Genomic DNA, 25,286 nt, shown 5'->3' with positions numbered 1-25,286 from the left:
GTGGCTCAGGCAGGCTCGAACAGGCCGCCCATGCGGGCGATCGAGGTTTGGTAGTCGCAGCGTTCTTCCATCGATTGCTGCAGGAAGGCCTCGATGCGCGGGTACAGCGCAATGGCCTGGTCGAGCTGCGGATCGTGGCCGGCCGCATACGCGCCGACGCTGATCAGGTCGCGGTTGCGCTGGTAGCGCGAGAGCGCCTGCTTGAAGCGGCGCACGGTGTCGAACTGCGAAGGCTCGATCAGCGCGGTCATCGCGCGGCTGATGGACGCCTCGATGTCGATGGCCGGGTAGTGGCCCGCCTCGGCGAGCGTGCGCGAGAGCACCACGTGCCCGTCCAGGATGGCGCGCGCCGAGTCGGCAATCGGGTCTTGCTGGTCGTCGCCTTCGGACAGCACGGTGTAGAACGCCGTGATCGAGCCGCCCCGCCCATTGGCGTCGCGCGATCCGTTTCCGGCCCGTTCGACCAGCGCCGGCAGCTTGGCGAACACGGAGGGCGGATAGCCCTTGGTGGCCGGCGGCTCGCCGACGGCGAGCGCAATCTCGCGCTGCGCCATGGCATAGCGCGTGAGCGAATCCATGATGAGCAGCACGTCGCGGCCCTGGTCGCGAAAGTATTCGGCCAGGCAGGTGGCATAGGCCGCGCCCTGCAGGCGCAGCAGCGGCGAGTTGTCGGCCGGTGCGGCCACCACCACGGCGCGGGCCAGGCCCTCTTCGCCGAGCGTGTTCTCGATGAAATCCTTCACCTCGCGGCCGCGTTCGCCGATCAGGCCGACCACGATGACCTCGGCGCTGGTGTAGCGCGCCATCATGCCCAGCAGCACGCTCTTGCCCACGCCGGAGCCTGCAAACAGGCCCATGCGCTGGCCGCGGCCCACCGTGAGCATGGCGTTGATGGCGCGTACGCCGACGTCGAGCACCGAATCGATCGGCGCGCGCGCAAGCGGGTTCATCGGCGGCGAGCTCAGCGGCACGCGGCGGCTCACGTCGAGGGGGCCGAGCCCGTCCAGCGGCCGGCCGGCGGCATCGACCACGCGGCCGAGCATGCCTTCGCCCACCGGCAGCCGCTTGGTATGCGCATCGCCCGAGCTGCCGCTGGCACTTGCCTGCACCGGTCCGGGCCGCGCGAACACGCGGGCGCCCGGCAGCAGGCCGGCCACTTCGCTTTGCGGCATGAGAAACAGGCGGTCGCCGGCAAAGCCGACCACTTCGGCCTCCGCATGGCGCTGCGGGTAGCCGGGCGGCAATTCGATCAGGCAGTCGCTGCCGACCGGCAACTGCAGGCCCACGGCCTCCAGCACCAGGCCGACGGCGCGCGTCAGCCGGCCCGAGGTGGCAATGGTCGAGCAAAGACCGACGTCTTGGCGGGCTTGCGCGAGCGTGTCCAGCCAGGACTTGAGGTGCGGGTTGGCGACAGGCGTGGAAGGTGCTGCGGCTTGTGCTGTTGCGGACATCGTCTTCAGCCTTCCGCCGCGTCGCTGCCGCTCGGCGAGAACGCATCGATCACGCGCTTCCAGCGGTTTTGCAGGCTCGCGTCCACTTCGCCGCTTGCGGAGCGCACTCGGCAGCCGCCGCGGGCCAGGGTGTCGTCGGCGCGCACTTGCCAGCCGGCGGCCTGCAGTTCATTGCCGAGGCTGTTCTTGACCAGCGCCAGGTCGTCCGGGTGCAGCAGCAGGCGCGGCTCGCCCTGCAGGGCGGGCTCGGCGTGCAGCAGGTCTTGCACCAGCGCAAGCACCCACTCGGGTTCGGTGCGCAGCGTGCGATGGATCACCTGGCGCGCAACATCGAATGCGAGCGCCGTCACGGCATCGGCCAGTTCGCGTTCAGCGCTGCGCAACGCGGCGGGCAGCGCAGCGGCCAGCGCGCGCAGTTGCTCGGCGTGCGCGCTGGCACCAGCCAAGCCCGCGGCCAAGCCTTCAGCATGGCCTTCGGCATGGCCCTGCGCCCAGCCTTCGCGGCGGCCTTCGGCCTCACCGGTGGCGCGCGCTTCCAGCCGCAGGCGCTCGAGCTCGGCTTCGCGAGCCAATGCTGCGGGGTCTACCCGGGGAGCCGCGGCTGCTTCGGCGGGCGCACCCGCTGCGAGCCTGTCTTCGTCGAGCGAGTTCATCTCCCAGCGCTGCCAGGCGGAAAGGCGGGGCCTTGCAGCCACTGGCGGCGTGCTCTGCCGAGCGCGGGACGCAAACGATTGGTTGGCCAACGTCATCTCATCGACTCCCCGCGTTGCCGCGCTTACCGCGAAATTGGACTTGCAACATGGTTTCAGACGAAGTCATCGGTGCCGGGCGTGGAGATGACGATTTCGCCGGCATCGGCCAGGCGGCGCACCACCTGGAGAATGGCCTTCTGTTCGGTCTCGACCTGCGACACCCGCACCGGGCCGCGCAGTTCGATGTCTTCGCGCAGCGTTTCCGCGGCGCGCTGCGACATGTTCTTGAGGAACTTCTCCCGCAGCTCGGGTGCCGAGCCCTTGAGCGCCACGATGAGCGAATCGGATTCGATGTCCTTGAGCAGGCGCTGGATGAAGCGGTCTTCCAGGTCGAGCAGGTTCTCGAACACGAACATCTCTTCGAGAATGCGCTGGGCCAGCGCGTCGTCGTGCTCGCGCACATGGGCAATCGCGCCTTCTTCCTGCGCGCTGTTCATCAGGTTGACGATTTCCGCCGCCGTGCGCACGCCGCCCAGGCGGCTGCGCTTCAGGCCTTCGCCCGAGAGCATTTCGGTCAGCACGTCGGTCAGCTCGGCCAGCGCGGCGGGCTGCACGCCGCCGAAGGTGGCCACGCGCAGGATCACGTCGTGGCGCAGGCGCTCCGGCAGTTTCTCGAGCACTTCCGACGCCTTCTTGCGGTCCAGGTGGATCAGCAGCGTGGCAAGGATCTGCGGGTGTTCGTCGCGGATGAGCTCCACCACTTCACCGGCTTCCAGGTCGTTCAGCCGCTCGATGCCGCCGTGCGGCTGCTCGGGCTGGAGGATGTCTTCGAGCAGGTTGCTTGCGCGGTCGTCGCCGAGCGCCTTGCGCAGCACCGCGCGGATGTAGCTGCCCGAGCCCAGGTGCAGTGCGGACAGCTGCTCGGTCTCCATGCGGAACTCGGCCAGCACGGCCGCCAGCTCGTCCTTGGAGACCTGGCTCAGCTTGGCCATTGCCGCGCCCAGGGCCTGCACTTCAGTGGCGGGCAGGTGGGCCAGCGTGGCCGCCGCGCGGTCCTCGCCGAGGGACATCAGCAGGATCGCGCTTTTTCGTGTGCCGGCATCGCTCATGTGTTCATCCAATGCTTGATCAACGTGGCCACCAGGCGCGGGTCCTGGTCAGCGGTTTCGTGTGCGTAGGCAAGGTCGGCCTTCTGGCGTTCGATCTCACGCGCCCTTGCGCTGACACGCGATGCGTTCGCTTCGTCGTCGCCGCCTGCCTCTGCGGTGGCGGCGGAGCCGGTTGGCGCAGCGGCGGCCGGGGGCGCCGGCGGCGCGAGGTGCTTGCGCAGCAGCGGCCGCAGCACCGCGAACCAGGCGAACAGGGCCAGGAAGGCGAGCAGCACGTACTGTCCGATCGTCTTGGCAAGCCCCAGGTTGGCCGGGTCGCGCCAGAAGGGCAGCTCGGGTCCGGCCTGGCCGTCTTCGCCGTCGCGGGTGAAGGCGCTGTTGACCACGTTGAGCGAGTCGCCGCGCTCCTGGCTGAAGCCCATTGCCTCCTTGGCCAGGTTGCGGATCTGCTCGATCTCGGCCGGCGTGAGCGCGCGCTGCACGAGCTTGCCGCTCGCGTCCGGCGCGCTGCGGTGGTTGACCACCACCGCCACCGACAGCCGCTTGACGCCGCCCGCGCCCTGCTGCACGTGGCGGATCGAGCGGTCCAGCTCGTAGTTGGTCGTCACATCCTTGCGCGCGCTGCCCGGCGCCGAGCCGGCGGTGGTTGCGGTGCCCGTCGCGGCCGTTGCACCAGGTGCACCCGCTGCACCTGGTGTGGCATTGGGCGCCGGCGGCGCGCTGATGGGCGCGTTCGGCGTTTGCGGCGGCTGGTTCGACAGCGCACCCGGAATGCCGCCCGGCGGCGTGGCGCCTTGCTGCGTCGATTCGCTCGACTGCTGGCTGCGGATCGCCGCGTTGCGGGGGTCCTGGTTCGGCTTGTAGCTTTCTTCGGTGCGCTCGACCACGGAGAAGTCGATGTCTGCGGCGACCTGCGCACGCACGTTGGTTGCGCCAAGAATCGGCTGCAGGATGGCTTCGATGCGGCGGATGTAGCCCTGCTCGATTTCCTGCGCATATTTGAGTTGGCTCACGTCCAGCCCGCGCGCGCCGGCGTTGGCGGCCGACAGCAGGTTGCCGTGCTGGTCGACCACGGTCACGCTCTTGGCGCTCAGTTCGGGCACGCTGCTCGAAACCATGTGCACGATGGCGCTGACCTGGCCTTCGTCGATGCTGCGGCCGCGGTGCAGCGTGAGCACCACCGAGGCCGAAGGCTTCTTCTGGTCGCGCACGAAGAGCGAGGGCTTGGGCAGCGCCAGGTGGATGCGCGCCGATTCGACCGAGCCGATCGATTCGATGGAGCGCGCAAGCTCGCCTTCCAGGCCGCGCTGGTAGTTGACCTGTTCGGCGAAGTGGCTGGTGCCGAACTTCTGGTTGTCCAGCAGTTCGAAGCCGACGCCGCCGCCCTTGGGCAAGCCCTGGGAGGCAAGCTTCAGGCGCACTTCGGGCACCTTGTCGCTGGCGATCAGGATCGCGCCGCCGCCTTCGGCGAACTTGTACGGCACGTTCATCTGCTGCAGCGACGCAATGATGGCGCCGCCGTCGCGGTCGGACACATTGGTATAGAGCACGCCGTAGTCCGGACCGCGGCTCCAGAGCAGGAACGCGGCGGCGGCGGCGACGATCGCGGCGGCGCCGACGATCAGGGGCAGTTTCGGTTGTGCGCGCAGGCGGTCCGCAAATGCGGAACCGGGCGACGGCATGGCGCCCGCGGGCGCCGCCGAACTCATTGGAAAACCTCCGCCCTGCGGGCTGCGGTATTCGCCTTGGGAGCGGCCCGGCGGCTCATGCGAGTACCCCGGTCACGGCCAGGAGCACCGGGCGGCGCGGGGTCATGGTGAGGGGCTGGAGGCTTCGATGTTCTGGAGTCATGCCGGTGGGCTGTGGTGTCGTCAGCGGGCTTGGGGATCGGCGTTGATTCTCAGCAGGCGCGCCATATTCGATTGGTCGAACAACTGGGGGTTTTGCCGTCAGTTGGGGGCATGTCCCAAGGGCATCCCCTGATACGCTGAAAGCACGCGGAGGCGCCCCGGTGCTTCCTTGTCCGCCCCCAAATTCACACAAGAGAGAGAAAGCATTCCATGTCGATTGCCGCCATCGAGTCCGTTTTGCAGCAGATGCGGGTCACCTCGCTCCAGACCGGCATTGCCCAGCCCGCCGCAGATGCGGCCGAGCCGGGAGGTTTTGCCGCCGAGCTCCGCCGCTCGCTGGACAACATCAGCACCGCGCAGACCAAGGCCTACGGCCAGGCCGAAGATTTCGAAATGGGCAAGCCGGGCGTTGCGCTGAACGACGTGATGGTCGACCTGCAGAAGGCCAACGTGGCTTTCCAGACCGGCCTGCAGGTGCGCAACCGCCTGGTGGCCGCATACCAGGAAGTGATGAACCTGCCCGCCTGATCCCTGTGGGTTGTGGGCAGCGCAACTTTTTTGCGCCGGACTCTAAATGTTTGGAAAGCCCTGCCGATAACTAAACCAACGATGGCTTGAGTCTCACAGTGGGAGCGGGTCCAGCGTTGCGGCCGGACGGCCGGAGTCCACAACCTTTGTCTATCAGGAGTCGAAAATGGCGCAAGTCATCAACACCAACAGTCTCTCGCTGCTCACGCAGAACAACCTCAATGCGTCGCAATCGTCGCTGAACACCGCGATCCAGCGCCTGTCTTCGGGCCTGCGCATCAACGGTGCCAAGGACGACGCAGCGGGCCAGGCCATTGCCAACCGCTTCACCGCCAACATCAAGGGCCTGTCGCAAGCCCAGCGCAACGCCAACGACGGCATCTCGCTGGCGCAAACGACTGAAGGCGCACTGAAGGAAGTGAACAACAACCTGCAGCGCGTTCGTGAGCTCGCAGTGCAAGCCGCCAACGGCAGCAACTCGGCCAGCGACCTGAAGTCCATCCAGGACGAAATCACCCAGCGCATGAGCGAAATCGACCGTGTCTCGGCACAGACCGATTTCAACGGCGTGAAGGTTCTGTCGGCCGGCGCCAAGCCGCTGACCGTGCAAGTCGGTGCCAACGACGGCGAAACGATCAAGATCGACCTCAAGCAGATCGACTCGTCGACGCTCGGCCTGGCTGGCTTCTCGGTCAGCAGCAACGCCCTGCCCGTGAGCGCTGCCATCACGCAGACCAACACGGACGGCACGCCCGAAGCTGTCGACCTGTCCTCCGCCGCCACTGCGCTGGGTGTGGACGCCAGCTCGCTGAGCCTGCACAACGTGAAGGACTCCGCCGGCGCCGCAACCGCCAACTTCGTGGTCAAGTCGGGTGACGACTTCTACGCCGCTTCGGTCGACGACGCCACTGGCAACGTCGTGTTGAACAAGGCAGACGTCACGTTCACCGACACCGACAACGGTGTGACGGCCCCTGTGGCGCTCGCTGACCAGCTCGTGAAGGTCGGCGTGGACGCTGCTGGTGCCGCAACCGGCTATGTCGCGGTGCAAGGCCGCAACTTCGCAGTGGTTGGCGGTGCTTTGGCCAACGGCGGCGCAACTCCCACGGACCAAGCGGCCGCAGGCGCGTTCGTTCTGAGCGGCGCTGGCGAGACGACCGAGTTCGTCGGTGCGGCTTCGGTCGACCCGATGAAGAAGCTCGACGCAGCGCTGAAGATGGTCGACGACCTGCGCAGCTCGCTGGGTGCGGTGCAGAACCGTTTCGACTCCACGATCGCCAACCTCGGCACCACGGTGACCAACCTGTCTTCGTCGCGTTCGCGCATCGAAGACGCCGACTACGCGGTCGAAGTGTCGAACATGACCCGCGCTCAGATCCTGCAACAAGCTGGTACCTCGGTGCTGGCCCAGGCGAACCAGACCACGCAAGGCGTGCTCTCGCTCCTGCGTTGATCCAGTAAGGCATTGCGCAGGCGCCCGGGTGCAAGCCCGGCTCCGCCTGCGCTGTTCCCTGCGGCTTGGCTCCAGCCAGGCCGCAGACGACAGCGAAAGCAATCAAGAAGGTGGAAATCATGTCGATTCCCGTAGCCCCGGCGGCAGAAGGCCAGTGGTGGATGCAGATGCTCTCCGAACGGACGGCCGGCGCAGCCGCGTCCGCTTCCCCGGAGTCGGCGGCAGTGCCGGCGGCCGTGGTCGAGGAAGCAACGCCCACGCAGGTTGCCCAGGCGGTGCGCGAGATCAACACCTCGCTGCAGAGCCGTTCGGTCGGCCTGCAGTTCGAGCTGGACGAGGACACCGACAAGATGATCGTCAAGGTGGTCGACCGCACGAGCGGCGAAGTCATCCGCCAGATTCCTTCGGAGGAAGTGGTGCGCATCGCCAAGGTGCTGGGCAAGGCGCCCGGCCTGCTGGTGAGCCAGGAAGCCTGACGGGTTCCCTTCTTCTTTTTCTTCTTCTCTTATCCGTAGTTTTCAGGACATCTCAACATGGCATCGATCAGCAGCCTTGGCGTTGGCTCCAAGCTCGACCTGAGCACCTTGCTTACGCAGCTCGAGACGGCGGAGAGCCAGCCGCTCGTGCTGTTGCAGCAGCGGCAGGTGAGCTACACGAGCAAGCTCTCGGCCTACGGCACGCTGCAGAATTCGCTCAGCACGCTGCAGGCGGCGGCCAAGAAGCTGTCCGACCCCGCGCTGTTCCAGGGCGCGAAGGTCACGTCGAGCGTGCCCGAGGTGTTGACCGCATCGGCCGGCAGCAAGGCGACGGCCGGCACCTACGCAGTTGACGTGACGAAGCTTGCGCAGTCGCAGTCCCTGGTGGCGGGCGGGCGGGCGGACGCCAAGATCGCCATCGGCACCGGCACCATCACCATCGACTTCGGCACCGTGGGCGGCGGCACGCTCGATGCCGCAACCGGAACCTACACGGGTGCGAGCTTCACGAAGGACGCGAGCCGTACCGCCGTGCCGATCACCATCGACGGCACCAACAACACGCTGGAGGGCATTCGCGACGCGATCAACGCGGCCAAGGCCGGCGTTTCGGCCAGCATCGTGAACGACGGCAGCGGCACGCCGCACCGGCTGGTGCTGACGTCTTCGCAAACCGGCGAAGCATCGAGCATGCGTATCTCGGTGGCGGGCGATGCGTCGCTGCAGAGCCTGTTGAACAACGACCCCGCGGGTACGCAGAACCTGCGCCAGACGGTGGCCGCGCAGAACGCGCAGCTCACGGTCAACGGCATTGCCGTGACCAGCGCAAGCAACACGGTGAAGGAGGCCATCCAGGGCACCACGCTGAACCTGCTGAAGACCGGCTCCAGCAACCTTGCAACGCAGCCCGACACCGCCACGGTGGAGGGGGCAATCAACGAGTTCGTCAAGGCCTACAACAGCCTGCAGGCCACGGCCAACACCTTGACCACCTACGACAAGGATTCGAAGACCGGCGCCGCGCTGGTCGGCGATTCGACGCTGCGCAACCTGCAGACCCGCATTCGCCAGGCGCTCACCACGCCGCAGGCCGGCGGCCCGACCGACCTGAAGGTGCTGTCGGAAATCGGCGTCACGTTCCAGAAGGACGGCACCATGGCGGTCGACTCGACCAAGCTCAAGGCCGCCGTCAGCACCAATCTCTCGGGCGTTGCGGGGCTCTTTTCCAGCGCAACCGGCAGCACCGCCGGTTACGGCAAGCAGATCAGCGCGGTGGTGGACAACCTCACCTCCACCGGCGGCGCGCTCAAGGTGGCTTCGGACGGCATGACGGCCTCCCTCAAGCAACTCGACCAGCAGTTCACCGACATGAAGATGCGCGTGGATGCCAAGGTGGAGCGCTACCGCGCGCAGTTCACCCAGCTCGACCTGCTGATGAGCCAGATGAGCAGCACCAGCACTTATCTCACGCAGCAGTTCGCGAGCATGCAAAGCAGCAGCAGCAAGTAATTCCAGCGGAGCAACCGATGTACACCTCTCACAACTTCAGAGCCGGTGCCAATGCGTATGCACGCGTCGGCGTGGAAACCCAGGCCATGAGTGCGTCTCCGCACCAGCTCATCGCCATGCTGTTCGACGGCGTCGTCACCACCATCGGCATGGCGCGGCACCACATGGCAAGCGGCGACACCGTGGCCAAGGGCAACGCGATCTCAAAGGCCATCAGCATCGTCGACAACGGCCTGAAGGCCAGCCTGGATGCCAAGGCGGCAGGTGCCGCGGGCGCCGAGCTGGTGGCCAACCTGTCGGCGCTCTACGACTTCGTGATTCGCCGGCTGCTCTATGCAAACCTGCACCACGACGTGAAGGCGCTCGACGAGGCCGAAGCAATTCTCGAAAACATTGCGTCCGCATGGCGCGAAGTCGGCGGTGCAAGTGCCGACAACTGAAACACCGGAATCGCAGGCCATGCCGGTCCGCAACGAAGTCCTCCATTGCTACAGCGAGCTGGCCTCGACCATGTCGCTCATGGCGGCGCTCGCCCGTGCCAAGGAATGGGAACGGCTCGCCGAGCTCGAAGCCCGGTGCGCGGCGCTGGTCGACCGGCTCAAGGCCATCGGCAAGGTGTCGCTGGACCCCGTGCAGCTGGAGCAGGTGCGCAACTTGATCGATTGCATCCACTCCGACCAGGAAGACGTGTGCGACATGGTCCGGCCGCAACTCGAGGACCTGGTGTCCAAGATGGCCCAGTTGCAGATGCGCAGCGAACTCGGCAGGGCATACGGCACGCCGTATTGACCTGCAAGAGAGCACGGCAACGCAATGAACAGATCGATCGGACTCGCCGATGCGCCGCTCGCAACGAAGCTCGCCGCACTGCGGCCGGAGCTCGCTGCGCTGCAGACCGAGGTGGGCACCAGCTTGCCCGCCGGCGCCGTGGCCGAGGTCCAGCAGGTCAAGAACGATGTCCGGCTGCCGTCCCACTCACTGCTCGAATCCGTGTTGCCGGCCAAGGTGCCGGCCGGCGCACCGCGCGCCGCCGATGCACCGCCTTCGGTGGCTACCCAGTGGTCCGCGGCGGCCCGCGCCATCAGCGCCGTGCTGGCCGATCTTCATGCCGACGCCGAGCCGGTGCGCGGCGCGGCGCCCCTGTGGCCCTCGGCGCAGACGCCCGCGGCGCCCGTGCTCGCCGGCGCGCTGGCGCAGACCGTGGCCGGGAGCGGGCTGTTCTACGAATCGCATCTGGTCGAATTTGCCAATGGCCTGCGCACCGTGCAGCAGTTGGCGCAGGAGCCGCAAATGCGATTGACGCAGGCAGCCACGCCCGCCAACGCCGGCATGGCGCAGCCAGCGTCCCAGGCGCATGCACAGCCCCAGCCCGCCCAGGTAGTTCCGGGCCGGCCCGCTGCCGCGGATCAGCTTTTGGCGGTTCCCGCCGCTGGCCAACCGGTTGCCGCCGCGGGCGCATCCGTTCCCGCGGCGAGCCAGCCTCTGCCGGGCGCGCCCGCCCTGGGACAGCTCGTGGCTGCTGCGCAAGGTGCACCGGCACAGACGTCGCCGGCATCGGTGTACACGAGCCAGGGTGTTCCGGCGGCTTCGGCCGCGGTTCCGGTTTTTGGGGGCAATGCGAATGATGCGGGCACGGTTGCCGACGAGCGCCTTGCCAGCCGCAGCCTCGGCGAGAGCAGTGCCGCCGTCTCTTCGGCTCGCACGGCCGCTTCGGTGGCCGCACCGGCTGAAATGATTCATCCGCAAACCGTGGCGCTGGTGCATCAGCAGCTCGATCTGCTGGCCACTTCTGTTTTCCGCTGGAGCGGGCAGGCATGGCCGAATGTTCCGATGGAGTGGTCCATTCACGAAGAAGCCGACCAGCCCGCCGATGCGCCTGGAGACCAACGCAACGAGGAGCGCAAGGAGCGCCCGCGCAGCTGGTCGACCACCGTTTCGCTCTCGCTGCCCAAGCTGGGTGCCGTTGATCTTCGGCTGAGCCTGACGGGTGAACTCGTTCAGGCCCGCCTTGCCGCGAGCGAGAGCGCAACGCTTGCGCGCTTGCGCAATGACAGCGGCGAACTGGGGCCGCGTCTCGAAGCCGCCGGATTGCGTCTGCAAGACCTGCAGATCACGGCGATGAGCCCGCTGGAGCATGCCGAATGACTGCTTCGACCGATACGCGCCCGAGCGCGGTGGCTCTTTCGTATGCGGACCAGGCGAAGGCGCCGGTGGTGGTGGCCAAGGGTTACGGGGTGACGGCGGAATCGATCCTGCGGCAGGCGCGGGAGAACGGCGTGTACGTGCACGCCTCGGCGGACCTGATCAAGCTGCTGATGCAGGTAGACCTCGATCGGCAGATCCCGCCGCAGCTTTATCTGGCAGTGGCAGAGGTCATGGCGTGGATCCACGGGATCGAAGGCGACCAGGGTCCTGCAGGGGCTGAAAAAGTTAATGCTTTGTAATTAACTTTCGAAAACAAATGAGAACTAATTTCATCGGTGGAAACCATGTTACGTGGTTGCAACAAAAGCTTACATGTACTTGTAGCTCGCTTTACAGTTTCCCCGTGATCGAAAGTTACAAAGTGTTAAATAGTTGGAATAATTCACTCAAGACATGACTGAACGGAGTGCAATTTTGGATACGGATATTGTGATGAACGTGGCCAACGGCGAGATCTCCCGCGAGATCGGTGACATCAATCTCGCCTACATGTTGCTTGCGCAGAAGCTGGTCAAGCAGGACCGTGTGGCAGCGATGTTTCGCCTGGGCGTGAGCCGCGAACTGGCCGACATGCTGGCCAACATGTCGCTGGCGCAGATCGTCAAGCTCGCGGCGTCGAACTTCCTGCTGTGCAGTTTCCGCCTCGACGAGCATGCCTCGATGTCGGCGGTGGTTGGCGAAGGTAAGGACACGATGCTGCAACAAGCGCACATGTCGATACTGATGTCTGCACGAAACCTGCAGGGTCAAAAAGAAGCCGCAACTGTATGAGTACCAAGAGCGTCCTTGGCGAAGTGCGCGAAGTCCAGCTGGCGATCCAGCTGATCCACCTCGGCGCCCGCCTGCAGTTCCTCGAGGCGGAAGTGGGCTTGAGCCGCGAGCGGTTGATCCGCCTCTACAAGGAAATCAAGGGCGTCTCTCCGCCCAAGGGGTTGCTCCCTTTTTCAACCGATTGGTATATGACGTGGTTGGCGAATATCCATTCGTCAATGTTTTACAACATGTATCAATTCATGAAAACCCATTCCGATGAAGAAAAGGTTTGGGTATTGATTAAAAGCTACAAATTGTATTTACAGCAAATTGAAGCGCAGGAAAGCGAGCCAATTCTGGATTTCACGCGTGCATACACGATGGTTCGCTTCTTCGACAGCGACATGCTGCAACTGAGCACCTGCTGCCGGTGCGCGGGGCAGTTCGTGGCGCATGCGCACGACCACAAGAGCGGGTACGTCTGCGTGCTCTGCCGCCCCCCGTCGCGGGCAGGCAAGGCGCGCGGTTCGAAGCGCGCTGCGGGCGGCGAGATCTCGGTGCCGGGCATGGAAAGCATTGGTCTGGCCGTGGAAGCGGCGCTCGACGGCGGTGGGCTTCATTGAAAAAAGCGGACCTTGCCCCCGCGGGCAAGGCTTTTGAATCGACGCCTCAAGGGCAGTAGGGGAAGCGCGTGCTCCTTTTGGTTGGTTATCTGGTGGTCATAGGCGCCGTGTTCGGCGGCTATGCGCTCATGGGCGGGCACTTCGGGGTGCTGTTCCAGCCGGTCGAGCTGTTGATGATCGGCGGCTCTGCGCTGGGCGCTTTCATTGCGGGCAACAACGGCAAGACGATCAAGTCCACGCTCAAGGAGCTTCCGCTCCTGCTGCGCTCGTCCAAGCACAACCGGCAGCTCTACCTGGACCTGCTGGCGCTGCTCTATGAACTGCTGGCCAAGGCGCGCAAGGAAGGAATGATGAAGCTGGAGTCCGACGTGGAGGACCCGGCCAAGAGCGAGATCTTCGCGCGCTATCCCAACATCCTGGCTGACGAGGCCGTGATGGAGTTCCTGTGCGACTACCTGCGGCTGGTCATCAGCGGCAACACGGACGCGTTCGAGATCGAAGCGCTGATGGACCATGAGATCGAGACCATCAAGCACGAAGCCGAAGTGCCCATGCACAGCCTTTCGCGCGTGGGCGACGCGCTGCCCGCGCTGGGCATCGTTGCGGCCGTGATGGGCGTGGTGCATGCGCTGGCCTCGGCCGACCTGCCGCCTTCGGAAATGGGTGCGCTGATTGCGCACGCGATGGTCGGCACCTTTCTGGGCGTGCTGATGGCCTACGGCTTCGTTTCGCCGCTGGCTTCGCTCATCGAGCAGAAGGTGGCCGAGGGCATGAAGATGTACCAGTGCACCAAGGTCACGCTGCTCGCAAGCCTGAACGGGTATGCACCGCAGCTGGCGGTGGAATTCGGCCGCAAGGTGCTGTTCTCGACCGAGCGGCCCAGCTTCACCGAGCTGGACAGCCACGTGCGCGAGGTCAAGGCCCGCTGATACACGGCGTGGAACATTGCCATGAGCACGGAAAAACACAGGGTCGTCGTCAAGCGCGTTCCCGCCCACGGAGGCGGCGGGCACGGCGGCGGCTGGAAGATCGCCTATGCCGACTTCATGACGGCCATGATGGCGTTCTTTCTCGTGATGTGGCTGTTGTCGAACGCCTCGCCCAAGCAGCGTGAAGGCATTGCGGAACACTTTCGCATGCCGCTGAAGGTGGCCATCAACGGCGGCGAGAAAAGCAGCACCAGCGAAAGCGTGATTCCGGGCGGCGGCATGGACCCGAGCACGCGCGCCGACGGCGAGGTCCAGCGGGCCGACGCCGAAGAAGACGCCGATGCCGAGCGCCTCGCCAGCATGAAGGACCGGCTGGACAAGCTCATCGAGAACAGCCCGGTGTTCAAGCAGTTCCGTTCGCAGATATTGATCGACATCACCACCGAGGGGCTGCGCCTGCAGATCGTCGACAGCGAGAACCGCCCGATGTTCGACCTGGCCAGCGCGCAGCTGGTGCCGCACATGCGCGCCATCCTGCGGGAGATCGGCCCCACGCTCAACGAACTGCCGAACAGGATCACCTTGTCGGGGCATACCGACGCCATCGTCTATTCCAACGGAGACCGCTCCTACGGCAACTGGGAGCTGTCCGCCGACCGGGCCAACGCCTCGCGGCGCGAATTGGTGGTGGGCGGCATGGCCGAGAACAAGGTGCTGCGCGTGGTCGGGCTGGCCGACAGCATGCACCTGGACAGGAGCAATCCGCGCAACCCGATCAACCGGCGTATCAGCATCATTTTGCTCAACCACCGCACCCAGCACCAGATAGAGCGCGAGAACAGCGGCAGCGGCAACGCCGCGAGCTGGCCCGCCAAGTCACAGCCGTCGCCTTCGCCGCTGCTTCCCGCCCAGAGCGTCAAGGTAACGGCCAGGGGGAGCGCCGGCGGCGGCGCTTCCGCAGAGCACCCATAGAAATTGATGCCGGCCCTACAGCAAGCCGGTTCGGAGCAACGATGGATCTCAGTCAGTTCACCCAGGCATTTTTTGTCGAAGCCGTCGAGCTTCTGGCGCAGATGGAGCAATTGCTTCTCGAGCTGGACGCCGATGCGCCCGACAGCGAGCAGCTCAACGCCATCTTCCGTGCCGCGCACTCCATCAAGGGCGGCGCGGCCACGTTCGGCTTTGTTGCGCTGACCGATACGACGCACCTGCTTGAAACCCTGCTCGACCGCGCGCGCCATGGCCAGCTGAACCTGAGCCGCTCGATGATCGATGCATTTCTGGAAACGAAGGACGCCTTGCAAGAACAACTGATTGCCTATCAGGCCGAGAACGAGCCCGATCCTGAGATGGTCGCCCACATCTGCGGTGTGCTCCGGCAACTCGCGCTCGAGACCGAGGGCGGCGCGGCTGCCGTTTCGGCTCCGGCTCCCGCTCCCGCTCCCGCGCCGGTGGTGGTTGCCGTCCCTGTTGTTGCCGCCGCGGCCGCACCGGGCCACGACGCGCTGCGCATCAAGTTCTCGCGCCTTTCCGACAGCGAATGCGACCTGCTGGCCGACGAGCTCGGAAACCTCGGCAAGCTGCTGTCGCGCACGCGCAGCAACGACCAGCTCACGGTGGTGCTCGAGACCAGCTGCGCGCCGGACGACATCATTGCCGTGTGCTGCTTCGTCATCGACGAATCGCAGATCGAGATCACGCCGGAAGCCGCCCCTGCGGCGGGCGCCGAAAGCGCTGCGAGCGCGGCAGACCCGCTGCCCACTGCTGCAGTGGCTGCCGCACCGGCTGCCCTGGCAGCGGCCCGGCCCGCCGCGGCACCCGCAGGCGCGGCCGCCAAGCCTTCCGCCGCGGGCGCGGCAACGGCCGCAAAAGACTCGAGCTCGATCCGCGTGGACGTGGAGAAGGTCGACCAGCTCATCAACCTGGTCGGCGAACTCGTCATCACGCAATCGATGCTGACGCAGGCCGCCACCATGCTCGACCCGGTGGAGTGCGAGCGCTTCCTGAGCGGCCTGGGCCACCTGGAGCGCAACGCCCGCGACCTGCAGGAGTCCGTCATGTCGATTCGCATGATGCCGATGGACTATGTGTTCAGCCGCTTCCCGCGCGTGATTCGCGACGTGAGCGCCAAGCTCGGCAAAGAGGTGCGCCTGGACACCTTCGGCAAGGAAACCGAACTCGACAAGGGCCTGATCGAACGCATCATCGATCCGCTCACGCACCTGGTGCGCAACAGCCTGGACCACGGCATCGAGACACCGTCGCAGCGCATTGCCAAGGGCAAGGAGGCCGAAGGGCAGCTGCTGCTGTCGGCCCAGCACCACGGCGGCAACATCGTGATCGAGGTGAGCGACGACGGCGCCGGCCTCAACCGCGAAAAGATCCTGGCCAAGGCCATGCAGCAGGGGCTGCCCGTTTCCGAGACGATGCCCGACGACGAGGTGTGGCAGTTGATCTTCGCGCCCGGCTTCTCCACGGCCGAGCAGGTGACCGACATCTCCGGCCGCGGCGTGGGCATGGACGTGGTCAAGCGCAACATCCAGGAGATGGGCGGGCACGTCGAGATCAGCTCGCGCGAGGGCTGGGGTACCACCACCCGCATCGTGCTGCCGCTCACGCTGGCCATCTTGAACGGCATGTCCGTCAAGGTGGGCGCCGAGGCCTACATCCTGCCGCTCAGCTACGTGATCGAGTCGCTCCAGCCGCGGTCCGAGCACCTGCATTCAATTACCAGCGACGGCCATGTGATCAAGGTGCGGGGCGAATACCTGCCGCTCATCGAACTGCACAGCGTGTTCGACGTGTCGGGCGCGCAGACCGATCCGACGCAGGGCATCCTGGTGATCGTGCAGGCCGGCGAGGCGCGCTTTGCACTGCTGGTCGACGAACTGCTTGGCCAGCACCAGGTGGTGGTGAAGAACCTGGAGACCAACTACCGCAAGGTTCCGGGAATTTCGGCCGCAACGATCCTGGGCGACGGCAGCGTGGCTTTCATCATCGACGTGGACGCCATGCCGCGCATCCAGCGCGCGCACGCAACGCGCACCACCGCCCTGGTGAATGCGGCGCGGATGGACCCGGTTGCCGCCTGACGAACGATATCCATAGGGAGACGATGCAATGCGTTTTGATTTTTTCCGGCGCTCCGCCGCCGAAGAAACACCGGCACCCGAACAGTCGAAAGACCTGACGGCCTTGCGCAATGCAGACGGCTATGTGGCCTATACCCTGCTGCTGGATGCACAGAAGCGGGTTGCAGGCTACAAGCTCGGCTGGCGCCCGGCCGCCAGGCCCGAAGAAGCGCCTGACGCGATCACGCAGTTCAAGGCCCTGGTGGCCTGCGTGACCGAGCACCTCAATCCGCCGGACACCCCGTGGCAGCTGGGGCGCAGCGAGTTGTTCTTCGATGTGAACGCCGAATCGCTGGCATTGGGTGCGCTGCAATCGCTGCCGCCCGAATACACCGTTTTCTGCGTGGAGCTTGCCGATCTTGCGAACGAGGAGTTGCGGCCGGTGCTGATGTTCCTTCGCGAACAGGGGTTCAGCTTCATGCTGCGCGGCGCCACGGCGCTGCCGGAGGACCACGAGCTGCTTGGCATGGTGACCCATTTCGACGTGGGCAACGGAGACCCGATGCTCGTTGCGGCCGCCCGCCGCGGCGAGCAGCCCGACCACATGCCCATCCAGCCGATCGCGACGCGCATGGCTTCGTGGAAAGACTTCGAGGCTTGCGCCGCGCGCCGCATCGACGTGTTTGCCGATCCGAGTTGCGGCTTGCCGCCGCCCGTGGTGAAAACCGGCAGCCACGCGCTGGAGCCCGAGTCGATCCTGATCATGCGGCTGCTGCAGATGATCCAGCGCAACGAAGACCTGCGCGAGATCGAAGCCGCCCTCAAGCGCGATGCGGCGCTCACCTACAGGCTGCTGCGCCACATGAATTCGCCGGCGGTGGGGGCGGGCGTCGAGATCCATTCGCTGCACCATGCGGTGACCATGCTCGGCTACTCGCCGCTGTTCCGCTGGCTCTCGATGCTGCTGGCAACCAGCAACCCGACGGGCAGCCCGCCCTTCATGATGAAGAAGGCCATCATGCGCGGCCGGTTCGTCGAGCTGATGGGCGAAATCATGCTGCCGCGCGGCGAGTCGGACAACCTCTTCGTGGTGGGCATGTTCTCGCTCATCGATCAGCTGCTCGGCATTCCGATGCAAGAGGTGCTCAGCAAGGTGCAGCTTTCCGATTCGGTGCAGCAGGCCATCCTGACGCGCGGCGGCGTATATGGCCCATTCCTCTCGCTGGCCGAGGCCTGCGAGCGGGACACAGGCGACGCGCCGCGCCTGGCGGAGGCGCTGCTGCTGAGCGCCGACCAGGTCAACGCCGCACACCTTGCCGCGCTCGCCTGGTCGCAGGACGCGGTGCCCATTGACGGCCACTAAGACATTGAGCATGACGTCCGAATTTCTTTTTACCGACGGCGACTTCTCGCGGATTCGCACGCTCATTCACCGCCGCGCCGGCATCGCCCTGGGCGAGCACAAGCGGCAGATGGTGTACAGCCGGCTTTCGCGCCGCCTGCGGGACCTGGGGCTGCCCCAGTTCGCCACCTACCTGAACATGCTGGAAGACAGCCGCGACGGCGACGAGTGGCAGCTGTTCATCAATTCGCTGACGACCAACCTGACCTCGTTCTTTCGCGAGGCGCACCACTTTCCGGTGCTGGCGGACCTGGCACGCAAGGCGACGCAGCCCGTCACGGTGTGGTGCGCGGCCGCCTCCACCGGCGAAGAGCCCTATTCGATCGCCATCACGCTGATGGAAGCGCTTGGCGAACGCGCGAGCACAGCCCGCGTGATTGCCACCGACATCGACACCTCCGTGCTGGCCAGGGCCTCGGCCGCGGTGTTCACCATGGAGCAGGTGAACCGGCTGTCTCCGGAGCGCCTGCGGCGCTTCTTCAACAAGGGCACGGGCGCCAACGCGGGCAAGGTGAGGGTGCGCCCCGAAGTGACCGCCATGGTCAAGTTCTCGCGGCTCAACCTGCTGGACGCAGGGTGGCCGTTGAAGGAGCCCGTGGACGCGATCTTCTGCCGCAACGTGATGATCTATTTCGACAAGCCCACGCAGAAGAAGCTGCTGGACCGCTTCGTGCCGTTGCTCAAGCCCAACGGCCTGCTGTTTGCAGGGCACTCCGAGAACGCGTCGCTGGTGAACCAGACATTCAAGACGGTCGGACAGACGGTGTACACGCTGAGCAAGGCGCGCGCATGAATCCGGGCCTGCTTCAGGAGCGGGGTTCCAGGCCGTCGGCCGTGCCGGGCTCGGTGGCCACGCACCACTACTTCGACCGCGACTTCGATTGCACGGCAGTCAAGCTGCTGCCGGCGGAGTACTACGTGACGGACGCCGGCATCCTGCTGACCACTGTACTGGGCTCCTGCGTGGCGGCCTGCGTCACCGATGTGGAAGCGGGCGTTGCGGGCATGAACCACTTCATGCTCCCGGACGATGCCGAGGCCGATGCGCGGGACCAGGTCGAGTCGATGCGCTACGGCGCCTATGCCATGGACGTGCTCATTGCCGAGCTGCTGCGTGCGGGCGCAAGGCGCGAACGCCTGCGGGCCAAGGTCTTCGGCGGCGCAGCGGTGCTGGCCAACATGACCATGCTCAACATCGGCGGGCGCAACGCCGACTTCGTGCTGCGCTACCTCGAGAAGCAGCGCATCACCGTTGCCGCGCAGGACTTGCGCGGCCTGCACGCGCGCCGCGTGTGCCTGCTGCCCACCGGCAAGGCGGTGGTGCGCAAGCTGCGTGCGCAAGTCGATATTCAGGCGGTCCAGCGCGACGAAGGCGAGCTGCTGCGCAAATGGTCCGCCACGTATGGCAAGGGGAGTTGGGTCGCATGAAGAAGATCAAGGTAGTTTGCGTCGACGATTCGGCGCTGATCCGCAGCGTGATGACGGAGATCATCAACAGCCAGTCCGACATGACGGTGGTCGGCACAGCGGCCGACCCGCTGCAGGCGCGCGACCTCATCAAGGTGACCAACCCGGACGTGCTCACGCTCGACGTCGAGATGCCGCGCATGGACGGGCTGGAATTTCTCGAAAAGCTCATGCGCCTGCGCCCGATGCCGGTGGTCATGGTGTCGTCGCTGACCGAGCGCGGCTCGGAGATCGCGCTTCGCGCGCTGGAGCTGGGCGCGATCGACTTCGTGACCAAGCCGCGGCTCGGCGTGCGCGACGGCCTGATGCAGTACACGGAAATCATCGCCGGCAAGATCCGCACCGCCGCTGCCGCGCGGCTGCTGCCCGGCCGGCACAGCGCCGCGGCAAAGGGCGCGGCCGAGAGCCCGCAGGAACCCATGCTGCGCAGCCCGCTTCTGAGTACCGAGAAGCTCATCATCATCGGCGCCTCCACGGGCGGAACGGAAGCCATCCGCGAGGTGCTGCTGCCGCTGCCGCCGGACGCGCCGGCCGTGCTCATTGCGCAGCACATGCCGGCCGGCTTCACCCGGTCTTTCGCGCAGCGCCTGAACGGCTTGTGCCGCATTACCGTGAAGGAAGCCGAGCATGGCGAGCGCGTGCTGCCGGGCTATGCCTACATTGCGCCGGGCGGCTTTCACCTTTCGCTCAGCCGCAGCGGTGCCAACTACGTGGCCCAGCTGAACGAGGAACCTCCGGTGAACCGCCATCGTCCTTCCATCGACGTGCTCTTCGACTCGGCTGCACGGCATGCCGGCAAGAACGCGATCGGAATGATCCTGACGGGCATGGGGAAAGACGGTGCCGAAGGGCTGCTGCGCATGAAGCAGGCGGGCGCCTACACATTCGCGCAGGACGAGGCGAGCTGCGTGGTCTTCGGCATGCCGCGCGAGGCCATTGCATTGGGTGCCGTTGACGACGTGGCGCCGCTGGGCGAGATGGGGCGCCGCGTGCTGGCCCATCTGCGCACCTTCGGCGAACGTGCGAACCGGGTTTGAAAAACGAACTGTTGGAGTTGGAAAAATCGTGATCGATAAGAGCATCAAAATTTTGGTTGTGGACGACTTCCCGACCATGCGGCGCATCGTGCGCAACCTGTTGAAGGAACTCGAGTTCCTGAACGTCGACGAGGCGGAAGACGGCGCGGCCGGCATCGAGAAGCTGCGCGGCGGAAACTTCGGCTTTGTGGTGTCGGACTGGAACATGCCCAACATGGACGGCCTGACCATGCTGCAGACCATTCGCGCCGACCCCGAGCTCGGCAAGCTGCCGGTGCTCATGGTCACGGCCGAAGCCAAGAAGGAAAACATCATCGCGGCCGCTCAGGCTGGCGCCAACGGCTATGTGGTCAAGCCCTTCACGGCGGCCACGCTCGAAGAGAAGATCAACAAGATCTTCGAGAAGCTCCAGAAAGAGGCGGCCTGAAATGACACACGCTGCGCTCGAACCCGTGGAGCACGGAAACACCGCCGAAGAGTTGCTCGGGCGCATCGGGCAGCTGACCCGGCAATTGCGCGAAGGCCTGCGCGAGCTGGGGCTCGACAAGCAGGTGGCCAAGGCCGCGCAAGCCATTCCGGATGCGCGCGACCGGCTGGGCTACATCGCCTCGATGACCGAGCGGGCGGCGCACCGCGCGCTCAACGCCATCGACCTGGCGCAACCGCTGCAGGAAGACCTTGCAAGCAACGCCAAGGGGCTCAGCAAGCGCTGGGACGAATGGTTTGCGAACCCGGTGGAGCTGGACCATGCGCGCCAACTGGTCATGGACACGCGCGGCTACCTGCAGGAAGTGCCGCAGAAGGCCGGCGCCATCAACACGCAGCTGATCGAAATCTTGATGGCGCAAGACTTCCAGGACCTGACCGGCCAGGTCATCAAGAAGATGATGGAAGTGGTCAACGACGTGGAGACGCAGTTGCTCCAGGTGCTGATCGACAACTCGCACATCGAGAAGCACCTTGAAAAACGCCACGAGGCGGAGGCCAACAGTCTTCAGAACGGCCCGCAGGTGGTGGCCGGCAACCCCGAGGCCGTGACAGGCCAGGCCCAGGTGGACGATCTGCTGGAGAGCCTCGGGTTCTAACGGCTTGCCAGGGACGCGGAACCGGGGCGATTCGAGCCGAAGCCGCGGGCCTACTTTCCCCTGCGATTTGACGCAGACGGCGCCGAAGTCGACGAAGGCGCCGCTGCGCCATCCACGCCCAGGCGCCCGCCGCCGCCGAGGCCCTGGCCGCGTACCGTCTGCGCCTTGTAGCTGCGCAGCGACCGAACCATCTGGTTGAAGGAGTCCATGAACGCAGCGGCAATCACCTTGCCCTGTGGGGTGCGCGTGTAGCCGCCGACGCCCCCGGCTGCGGAGACGCCGCTCAGATTGGCAAAGCCCGCGAAGTCGGTCTTGGACGCACTGCCTTCGGCGGCCGCCACCTGCACGCCCGAGCGGTTGTCGATAAGGGTCAACAGCGCGCTGGCTTCTTTTGTCTGCAAGCTCGCGCCCAGCTTGGCTATGGCGAGGCCCCGTCCTCCGCCCACCAACCCGCCCAGCGCACCGCCGATGCCGCCCGCGTCGTTGTTGCTGAACACGATCTCGGGCGAAAGGCCGTAGTCGGAAGCCACCATCTGGCCGCGGCCGAAGTTGCTGCCGCCGCGCATTTCGCCCGACTGCATCAGCGCGCGTTCACGGTTCATGGCGTTCATGCCGGCCGCGCCGCGCTCGACCACCACGAAGCAGTTCGATTGCTGCACCAGCAGACGCAACAGGTTGGCCGTGGGCGGCAGCCGGTATTCGCCAGTGAGGACGGTGTACCAGCCGGCACTGACGTTCTCGATCAGCGAGACGGTGCCCAGCGGCGAGTCGCAGCGTTCGAGGGCGCTGCTTTCCCCGGAAGTGGCCGAGCCGGCCGCGCTGCCGGTGGCTACCGTCTTGGCGGATGGGCTGCCCATCTGCATGTCGAGAGCGGGCATGTTCTGGCAGCCCGCCAGAGCCATGAGCGTTGCCGCTGCCATGGCCGATCTTGAAAGTGCGAGCCGGCGTGGCTTGCCCGTGGACTTCTTCATGCGATCCTCCCCGTTTGTTGCGAAAGGGCCGAGATCAGGCCCCGCGCAAATTTAGGGGGAAGGAACGATTGCCCCCAGTGTCTAAAGTCACTTTGTGGCGCGGACGCCAACGCCGGCGGGTGCATCGCCGGAGGCACAAGTCGGTTGATCAAACGTCTATTCGGGCGGAATCAGCCAGGCCGCCAATTCCCGTGAAAGCCGAACGGCACGCGGTGCGGCAGGCGAGCGGCCGCAACCGGCCCCTCCGGCAGGCGCATGGCATCGAATACCAGCAGGTCGCTGCGCTCTTCCTTTTCGCGCCAAGCCACCGTGAGCAGCCAACCGTCGCCCTCCGCCGCATTCGCCGCGCGCGGCACGAACACCGGTTCGGCCACCACGTCTCCTTGCGGCAGCGTGTACAGGCTGCGTGTGGAGGTATCGAAGTCGAACCGGGCCAGGCTGTCGTAGAGCACGCTCTGCGAGTCGTCCCGCGCGCGCGGCGTCGCATGGCAGGTGTAAAAGCCGTAGCGGTTGCGGCGCCCGGTGTAGCGCTCGTCGATGCGCGGGAACTCCGCCGCCAGGTCGTCCAGGTATTCACGCTGGAAGCCGCTGCCCTTGCCGGCCAGGTCGAAGGTCCACCGGCACAGGCGTGCGGCCATGGCGTGCGGGTCGCCGGGTCGGCCTTCGGCATCGGGCAGGCCGGGAGCGGTGTCCGACTGCATCACATAGGCCACGATGGTGTTGCCGTCGTCCCAGGCATTCATCACGTGGAAAAAATGGCAGGCTTCAGTGTCGAACCAGCGCAGGGTGCCGGCCGCGCTGCCGCGGCGCATCACGCCGACATGGGTGCGCTTGGTGGCGTCCCACGCGAGCAGCGGCTTGCCTTGCATCGCGCGCTCGATGCTGAGCGTCAGCGGCGTGACCGGAAAGAGCACGTGGCCGCGCGTCAGCATGAAGTCGTGCGCCATGCTGGCATGCGGCGCGGTGAACGACTGCAATTGCGTGACTTCGCAATGCGCGTCCATCACGCCGTAGAGCATGGTCGGCGAGCAGGGGCCGTCGGGCGAGTACGCGAAGAAATGCAGTTCGCCGGTCTCGGGGTCGGCCTTCGGGTGCGCGGTGCAGCGCGAGGCCACGCGCCCGCCGAAGTCCTGGTGCCCCTTGGAGGCCAGCGTGAAGGCATCGAGCTCGAAAGGCTGGTGCGACTCTTCGAGTGCGAAGAGCCGGTTGCCATGCCACAGCATGCTGGTGTTGGCGGTGCCGCCGTTCTGGCCATGCGCCAGCGGATCGCTGGTGGCGGGGTTGCCGAAGGTGCCGAAAAGCGCGTGCCCGGCTTCATGCTCGAGCTGCCATTTGGGCGTGCGCGCCCAGCGATTGCTGTACGACACCTTGCCCTTGCCGATATGGAAGGCATGCACCATGCCGTCGCCCGAGAACCAGTGATAGCTGTCGTCGCGCGGTGCGAACTGCGGGTTCGGGCCGACGCGGTAGAGGCTGCCCGAGAGCCCGGGCGGCAGCGCGCCTTCGATCTCGAGCGCAGCAATTTCGTGCTCCTCGGTCAGCGGCGCGTAGTTGCCGGTAAAGAAGTGGGGGTTCTTCTGCGCTGGTGCGTTCACTGGGGGCTTTCGGGTTTGTTCATGAGGGCCGGTGTGCCGCCGAGCTGTGCAATTGCTTGCCCGACATAGGCGGCCAGCGCCTCGTCGATACCCGAGCCGGCCCGCAACGTCGCGTCCTGGCGGAACGCCTGTTGCAGCTTGGCATGCAGGGCCGCGTCACCGCCGGCCTTGGCGAGCGACAGCGCCTGCCAACGCAATGCCAGCGCGCGCATGGCCGGGCCGTGGGTGGGCGCCTTGGCCGTCATCTGCTGCCGGACTTCCGCGATGAGCGGCGGCCATGCATCGGTCTGCGCTACGTAATGCCGGCGCAGCGTGGCCATGTCTTCCTCGCTGCAGTAGGGCGCATAGAGTTGCAGGCGCGCGAACGCCATTGCGTGCGAGATGTAGCGGATGCCCGCGCGGTCCACGCCGGTGAGCGCATGGAGCGACGGCTCGTTCCAGTGCATGGCGTAGAGCTTCATCAGCAGGCCCTCGTCGCCGCCGGCTTCTTCGAGCAGCAGCGCAATCCAGCGCTGCGCCAGGGCTTGGGCCTGCGGGCTTTCGGGCGATGCGCCGGCCTCCACCAGGCTGTGCAGGCAGGCCGACAACTCCGCGCGCTCGGGCGCCATGGCATCGGCCGAGCCGCGGCGCTGGGTCTTCAGTGTGCGCTGTTCGTCGTCGCTGAAGTACTTTGCGCCCGCAACCATGCTTTCGAGCGCCAGCAGCCAGTCGTCGATGCCGGGCTCTTCGCTCGCCCGCAACAGGCCCTGCACCGCGAGCAGGTGGGTGCGCAGAGCGGAGGCACGCAGGATCTCGTCGTCGAGCTGCGCAACCTGCCGTGCCACGACTTCCGAAAGCCCTCCGGCATCGTCGTCGAGAAGTTGCTGTATGTCCGCAAGCGGCAGGTCGAGCCGCCGCAGCGCCTGGATGCGGTAGAGCCGCGCCACGTCCTTGCGGCCGTACAGGCGATAGCCGCCGCTGGATCTTTCGGACGGCACCAGCAGTGCGATGTCGTCGTAGTGGCGCAATGCGCGAACCGTGAGCCCGGTGCGCCGGGCGAGTTCGCCGATCTTCAAGAACATGCCTTCCCTCTCAAGTTGA

Annotated in this window: 26 protein-coding genes; 19 read left to right on the top strand and 7 right to left on the bottom strand. The window is 65.9% G+C overall.

Annotation, left to right across the window (positions count from 1 at the left end):
- Positions 1-5 precede the first annotated feature (5 nt).
- Genes fliI through fliF form a run of 4 tightly spaced genes read right to left on the bottom strand, consistent with a single transcriptional unit; the run spans position 6 to position 4,961 of the window.
- Positions 6-1,451 carry a flagellar protein export ATPase FliI gene (gene fliI / locus GOQ09_RS21265; RefSeq protein ID WP_157615470.1) on the bottom strand — a complete coding sequence of 482 codons (1,446 nt, stop codon included), beginning with the start codon at positions 1,449-1,451 and terminating at the stop codon, positions 6-8.
- Between the two features lie 5 nt (positions 1,452-1,456).
- Positions 1,457-2,200, bottom strand: a complete 744-nt coding sequence (gene fliH / locus GOQ09_RS21260; protein WP_242630902.1) for a flagellar assembly protein FliH — start codon at positions 2,198-2,200, stop codon at positions 1,457-1,459.
- Positions 2,201-2,256: 56 nt separating this feature from the next.
- A complete protein-coding gene (fliG, locus tag GOQ09_RS21255) occupies positions 2,257-3,252 on the bottom strand; it encodes a flagellar motor switch protein FliG (RefSeq protein WP_157615469.1) in 996 nt (331 codons plus the stop codon).
- Positions 3,249-4,961, bottom strand: a complete 1,713-nt coding sequence (gene fliF / locus GOQ09_RS21250; protein WP_157615467.1) for a flagellar basal-body MS-ring/collar protein FliF — start codon at positions 4,959-4,961, stop codon at positions 3,249-3,251. The genes fliG and fliF overlap by 4 nt, the downstream gene beginning before the upstream one ends.
- 351 nt (positions 4,962-5,312) lie before the next feature.
- On the opposite strand from fliF, the gene fliE reads away from it, so the two are divergent.
- From fliE to cheZ, 19 genes are all read left to right on the top strand, one after another.
- A complete protein-coding gene (fliE, locus tag GOQ09_RS21245) occupies positions 5,313-5,630 on the top strand; it encodes a flagellar hook-basal body complex protein FliE (RefSeq protein ID WP_157615465.1) in 318 nt (105 codons plus the stop codon).
- A 166-nt stretch (positions 5,631-5,796) separates the two neighbouring features.
- A complete protein-coding gene (locus tag GOQ09_RS21240; protein ID WP_157615463.1) occupies positions 5,797-7,083 on the top strand; it encodes a FliC/FljB family flagellin in 1,287 nt (428 codons plus the stop codon).
- A gap of 119 nt (positions 7,084-7,202) precedes the next feature.
- Entirely contained in the window at positions 7,203-7,559 is a 357-nt protein-coding gene (locus tag GOQ09_RS21235) for a flagellar protein FlaG (RefSeq protein ID WP_157615462.1), read from the top strand.
- Between the two features lie 57 nt (positions 7,560-7,616).
- Positions 7,617-9,068 (top strand): flagellar filament capping protein FliD, encoded by a 1,452-nt coding sequence (gene fliD / locus GOQ09_RS21230; RefSeq protein WP_157615460.1) that lies wholly within the window; start codon positions 7,617-7,619, stop codon positions 9,066-9,068.
- A 17-nt stretch (positions 9,069-9,085) separates the two neighbouring features.
- The gene (gene fliS / locus GOQ09_RS21225) at positions 9,086-9,508 is read left to right on the top strand and encodes a flagellar export chaperone FliS (protein WP_157615458.1); all 423 of its coding nucleotides are present in this window, start codon (positions 9,086-9,088) and stop codon (positions 9,506-9,508) included.
- A 19-nt stretch (positions 9,509-9,527) separates the two neighbouring features.
- On the top strand, positions 9,528-9,857 hold the full coding sequence (locus GOQ09_RS21220) for a flagellar protein FliT (RefSeq protein ID WP_242630901.1): 330 nt from the start codon (positions 9,528-9,530) through the stop codon (positions 9,855-9,857).
- A gap of 24 nt (positions 9,858-9,881) precedes the next feature.
- Positions 9,882-11,213: a flagellar hook-length control protein FliK gene (locus tag GOQ09_RS21215; RefSeq protein WP_157615456.1), complete on the top strand. Its 1,332-nt coding sequence runs from the start codon at positions 9,882-9,884 to the stop codon at positions 11,211-11,213.
- Entirely contained in the window at positions 11,210-11,512 is a 303-nt protein-coding gene (locus tag GOQ09_RS21210) for an EscU/YscU/HrcU family type III secretion system export apparatus switch protein (protein ID WP_157615454.1), read from the top strand. The genes GOQ09_RS21215 and GOQ09_RS21210 overlap by 4 nt, the downstream gene beginning before the upstream one ends.
- Before the next feature lie 193 nt (positions 11,513-11,705).
- Positions 11,706-12,044, top strand: coding sequence for a flagellar transcriptional regulator FlhD (flhD, locus tag GOQ09_RS21205; protein WP_207309883.1), 339 nt, complete (start codon positions 11,706-11,708; stop codon positions 12,042-12,044).
- On the top strand, positions 12,041-12,649 hold the full coding sequence (gene flhC / locus GOQ09_RS21200; RefSeq protein ID WP_157615452.1) for a flagellar transcriptional regulator FlhC: 609 nt from the start codon (positions 12,041-12,043) through the stop codon (positions 12,647-12,649). The genes flhD and flhC overlap by 4 nt, the downstream gene beginning before the upstream one ends.
- Before the next feature lie 68 nt (positions 12,650-12,717).
- Complete coding sequence (gene motA / locus GOQ09_RS21195; protein WP_126748349.1) at positions 12,718-13,578, top strand: flagellar motor stator protein MotA; 861 nt, start codon at positions 12,718-12,720, stop codon at positions 13,576-13,578.
- A gap of 21 nt (positions 13,579-13,599) precedes the next feature.
- Positions 13,600-14,550: a flagellar motor protein MotB gene (gene motB, locus GOQ09_RS21190; protein ID WP_157615450.1), complete on the top strand. Its 951-nt coding sequence runs from the start codon at positions 13,600-13,602 to the stop codon at positions 14,548-14,550.
- 41 nt (positions 14,551-14,591) lie between these two features.
- A complete protein-coding gene (gene cheA / locus GOQ09_RS21185) occupies positions 14,592-16,670 on the top strand; it encodes a chemotaxis protein CheA (RefSeq protein ID WP_157615448.1) in 2,079 nt (692 codons plus the stop codon).
- Between the two features lie 28 nt (positions 16,671-16,698).
- Positions 16,699-18,012, top strand: coding sequence for an EAL and HDOD domain-containing protein (locus tag GOQ09_RS21180; protein ID WP_157615447.1), 1,314 nt, complete (start codon positions 16,699-16,701; stop codon positions 18,010-18,012).
- Between the two features lie 10 nt (positions 18,013-18,022).
- Positions 18,023-18,844: a CheR family methyltransferase gene (locus GOQ09_RS21175; RefSeq protein ID WP_157615445.1), complete on the top strand. Its 822-nt coding sequence runs from the start codon at positions 18,023-18,025 to the stop codon at positions 18,842-18,844.
- On the top strand, positions 18,841-19,479 hold the full coding sequence (gene cheD, locus GOQ09_RS21170; RefSeq protein WP_157615443.1) for a chemoreceptor glutamine deamidase CheD: 639 nt from the start codon (positions 18,841-18,843) through the stop codon (positions 19,477-19,479). Before GOQ09_RS21175 ends, cheD begins: the two co-directional genes overlap by 4 nt.
- Positions 19,476-20,555, top strand: coding sequence for a protein-glutamate methylesterase/protein-glutamine glutaminase (locus GOQ09_RS21165; protein ID WP_157615441.1), 1,080 nt, complete (start codon positions 19,476-19,478; stop codon positions 20,553-20,555). Before cheD ends, GOQ09_RS21165 begins: the two co-directional genes overlap by 4 nt.
- A gap of 31 nt (positions 20,556-20,586) precedes the next feature.
- Positions 20,587-20,982 (top strand): chemotaxis response regulator CheY, encoded by a 396-nt coding sequence (gene cheY / locus GOQ09_RS21160; protein WP_185868148.1) that lies wholly within the window; start codon positions 20,587-20,589, stop codon positions 20,980-20,982.
- Between the two features lies 1 nt (position 20,983).
- Positions 20,984-21,640: a protein phosphatase CheZ gene (gene cheZ, locus GOQ09_RS21155; protein ID WP_157615439.1), complete on the top strand. Its 657-nt coding sequence runs from the start codon at positions 20,984-20,986 to the stop codon at positions 21,638-21,640.
- Between the two features lie 50 nt (positions 21,641-21,690).
- Here cheZ and GOQ09_RS21150 read toward each other — a convergent pair whose 3' ends face one another.
- The 3 genes from GOQ09_RS21150 to GOQ09_RS21140 form a co-directional block, all read right to left on the bottom strand.
- Positions 21,691-22,611: a CsgG/HfaB family protein gene (locus GOQ09_RS21150; protein ID WP_157615437.1), complete on the bottom strand. Its 921-nt coding sequence runs from the start codon at positions 22,609-22,611 to the stop codon at positions 21,691-21,693.
- A 170-nt stretch (positions 22,612-22,781) separates the two neighbouring features.
- On the bottom strand, positions 22,782-24,206 hold the full coding sequence (locus GOQ09_RS21145) for a carotenoid oxygenase family protein (protein ID WP_157615436.1): 1,425 nt from the start codon (positions 24,204-24,206) through the stop codon (positions 22,782-22,784).
- The gene (locus tag GOQ09_RS21140; protein WP_157615434.1) at positions 24,203-25,267 is read right to left on the bottom strand and encodes a MerR family transcriptional regulator; all 1,065 of its coding nucleotides are present in this window, start codon (positions 25,265-25,267) and stop codon (positions 24,203-24,205) included. The genes GOQ09_RS21145 and GOQ09_RS21140 overlap by 4 nt, the downstream gene beginning before the upstream one ends.
- Positions 25,268-25,286 lie beyond the last annotated feature (19 nt).

This window comes from Variovorax paradoxus (assembly GCF_009755665.1).
Lineage (GTDB): Bacteria > Pseudomonadota > Gammaproteobacteria > Burkholderiales > Burkholderiaceae_C > Variovorax > Variovorax paradoxus_G.
Note: the sequence above shows the minus strand (reverse complement) of the source record. Positions and strands in the feature narration are given on the sequence as shown.

Coding starts and splice junctions, on each gene's coding strand:
- fliF (WP_157615467.1), bottom strand. CDS start 4,961: ATGAGTTCGGCGGCGCCCGCGGGCGCCATGCCGTCGCCCGGTTCCGCA.
- GOQ09_RS21215 (WP_157615456.1), top strand. CDS start 9,882: ATGAACAGATCGATCGGACTCGCCGATGCGCCGCTCGCAACGAAGCTC.
- GOQ09_RS21140 (WP_157615434.1), bottom strand. CDS start 25,267: ATGTTCTTGAAGATCGGCGAACTCGCCCGGCGCACCGGGCTCACGGTT.
- GOQ09_RS21235 (WP_157615462.1), top strand. CDS start 7,203: ATGTCGATTCCCGTAGCCCCGGCGGCAGAAGGCCAGTGGTGGATGCAG.
- GOQ09_RS21180 (WP_157615447.1), top strand. CDS start 16,699: ATGCGTTTTGATTTTTTCCGGCGCTCCGCCGCCGAAGAAACACCGGCA.
- fliI (WP_157615470.1), bottom strand. CDS start 1,451: ATGTCCGCAACAGCACAAGCCGCAGCACCTTCCACGCCTGTCGCCAAC.
- fliS (WP_157615458.1), top strand. CDS start 9,086: ATGTACACCTCTCACAACTTCAGAGCCGGTGCCAATGCGTATGCACGC.
- cheZ (WP_157615439.1), top strand. CDS start 20,984: ATGACACACGCTGCGCTCGAACCCGTGGAGCACGGAAACACCGCCGAA.
- GOQ09_RS21240 (WP_157615463.1), top strand. CDS start 5,797: ATGGCGCAAGTCATCAACACCAACAGTCTCTCGCTGCTCACGCAGAAC.
- GOQ09_RS21165 (WP_157615441.1), top strand. CDS start 19,476: ATGAAGAAGATCAAGGTAGTTTGCGTCGACGATTCGGCGCTGATCCGC.
- fliE (WP_157615465.1), top strand. CDS start 5,313: ATGTCGATTGCCGCCATCGAGTCCGTTTTGCAGCAGATGCGGGTCACC.
- flhC (WP_157615452.1), top strand. CDS start 12,041: ATGAGTACCAAGAGCGTCCTTGGCGAAGTGCGCGAAGTCCAGCTGGCG.
- GOQ09_RS21220 (WP_242630901.1), top strand. CDS start 9,528: ATGCCGGTCCGCAACGAAGTCCTCCATTGCTACAGCGAGCTGGCCTCG.
- GOQ09_RS21175 (WP_157615445.1), top strand. CDS start 18,023: ATGACGTCCGAATTTCTTTTTACCGACGGCGACTTCTCGCGGATTCGC.
- cheD (WP_157615443.1), top strand. CDS start 18,841: ATGAATCCGGGCCTGCTTCAGGAGCGGGGTTCCAGGCCGTCGGCCGTG.
- flhD (WP_207309883.1), top strand. CDS start 11,706: ATGAACGTGGCCAACGGCGAGATCTCCCGCGAGATCGGTGACATCAAT.
- fliG (WP_157615469.1), bottom strand. CDS start 3,252: ATGAGCGATGCCGGCACACGAAAAAGCGCGATCCTGCTGATGTCCCTC.
- motB (WP_157615450.1), top strand. CDS start 13,600: ATGAGCACGGAAAAACACAGGGTCGTCGTCAAGCGCGTTCCCGCCCAC.
- GOQ09_RS21210 (WP_157615454.1), top strand. CDS start 11,210: ATGACTGCTTCGACCGATACGCGCCCGAGCGCGGTGGCTCTTTCGTAT.
- fliH (WP_242630902.1), bottom strand. CDS start 2,200: ATGACGTTGGCCAACCAATCGTTTGCGTCCCGCGCTCGGCAGAGCACG.
- cheA (WP_157615448.1), top strand. CDS start 14,592: ATGGATCTCAGTCAGTTCACCCAGGCATTTTTTGTCGAAGCCGTCGAG.
- fliD (WP_157615460.1), top strand. CDS start 7,617: ATGGCATCGATCAGCAGCCTTGGCGTTGGCTCCAAGCTCGACCTGAGC.
- GOQ09_RS21150 (WP_157615437.1), bottom strand. CDS start 22,611: ATGAAGAAGTCCACGGGCAAGCCACGCCGGCTCGCACTTTCAAGATCG.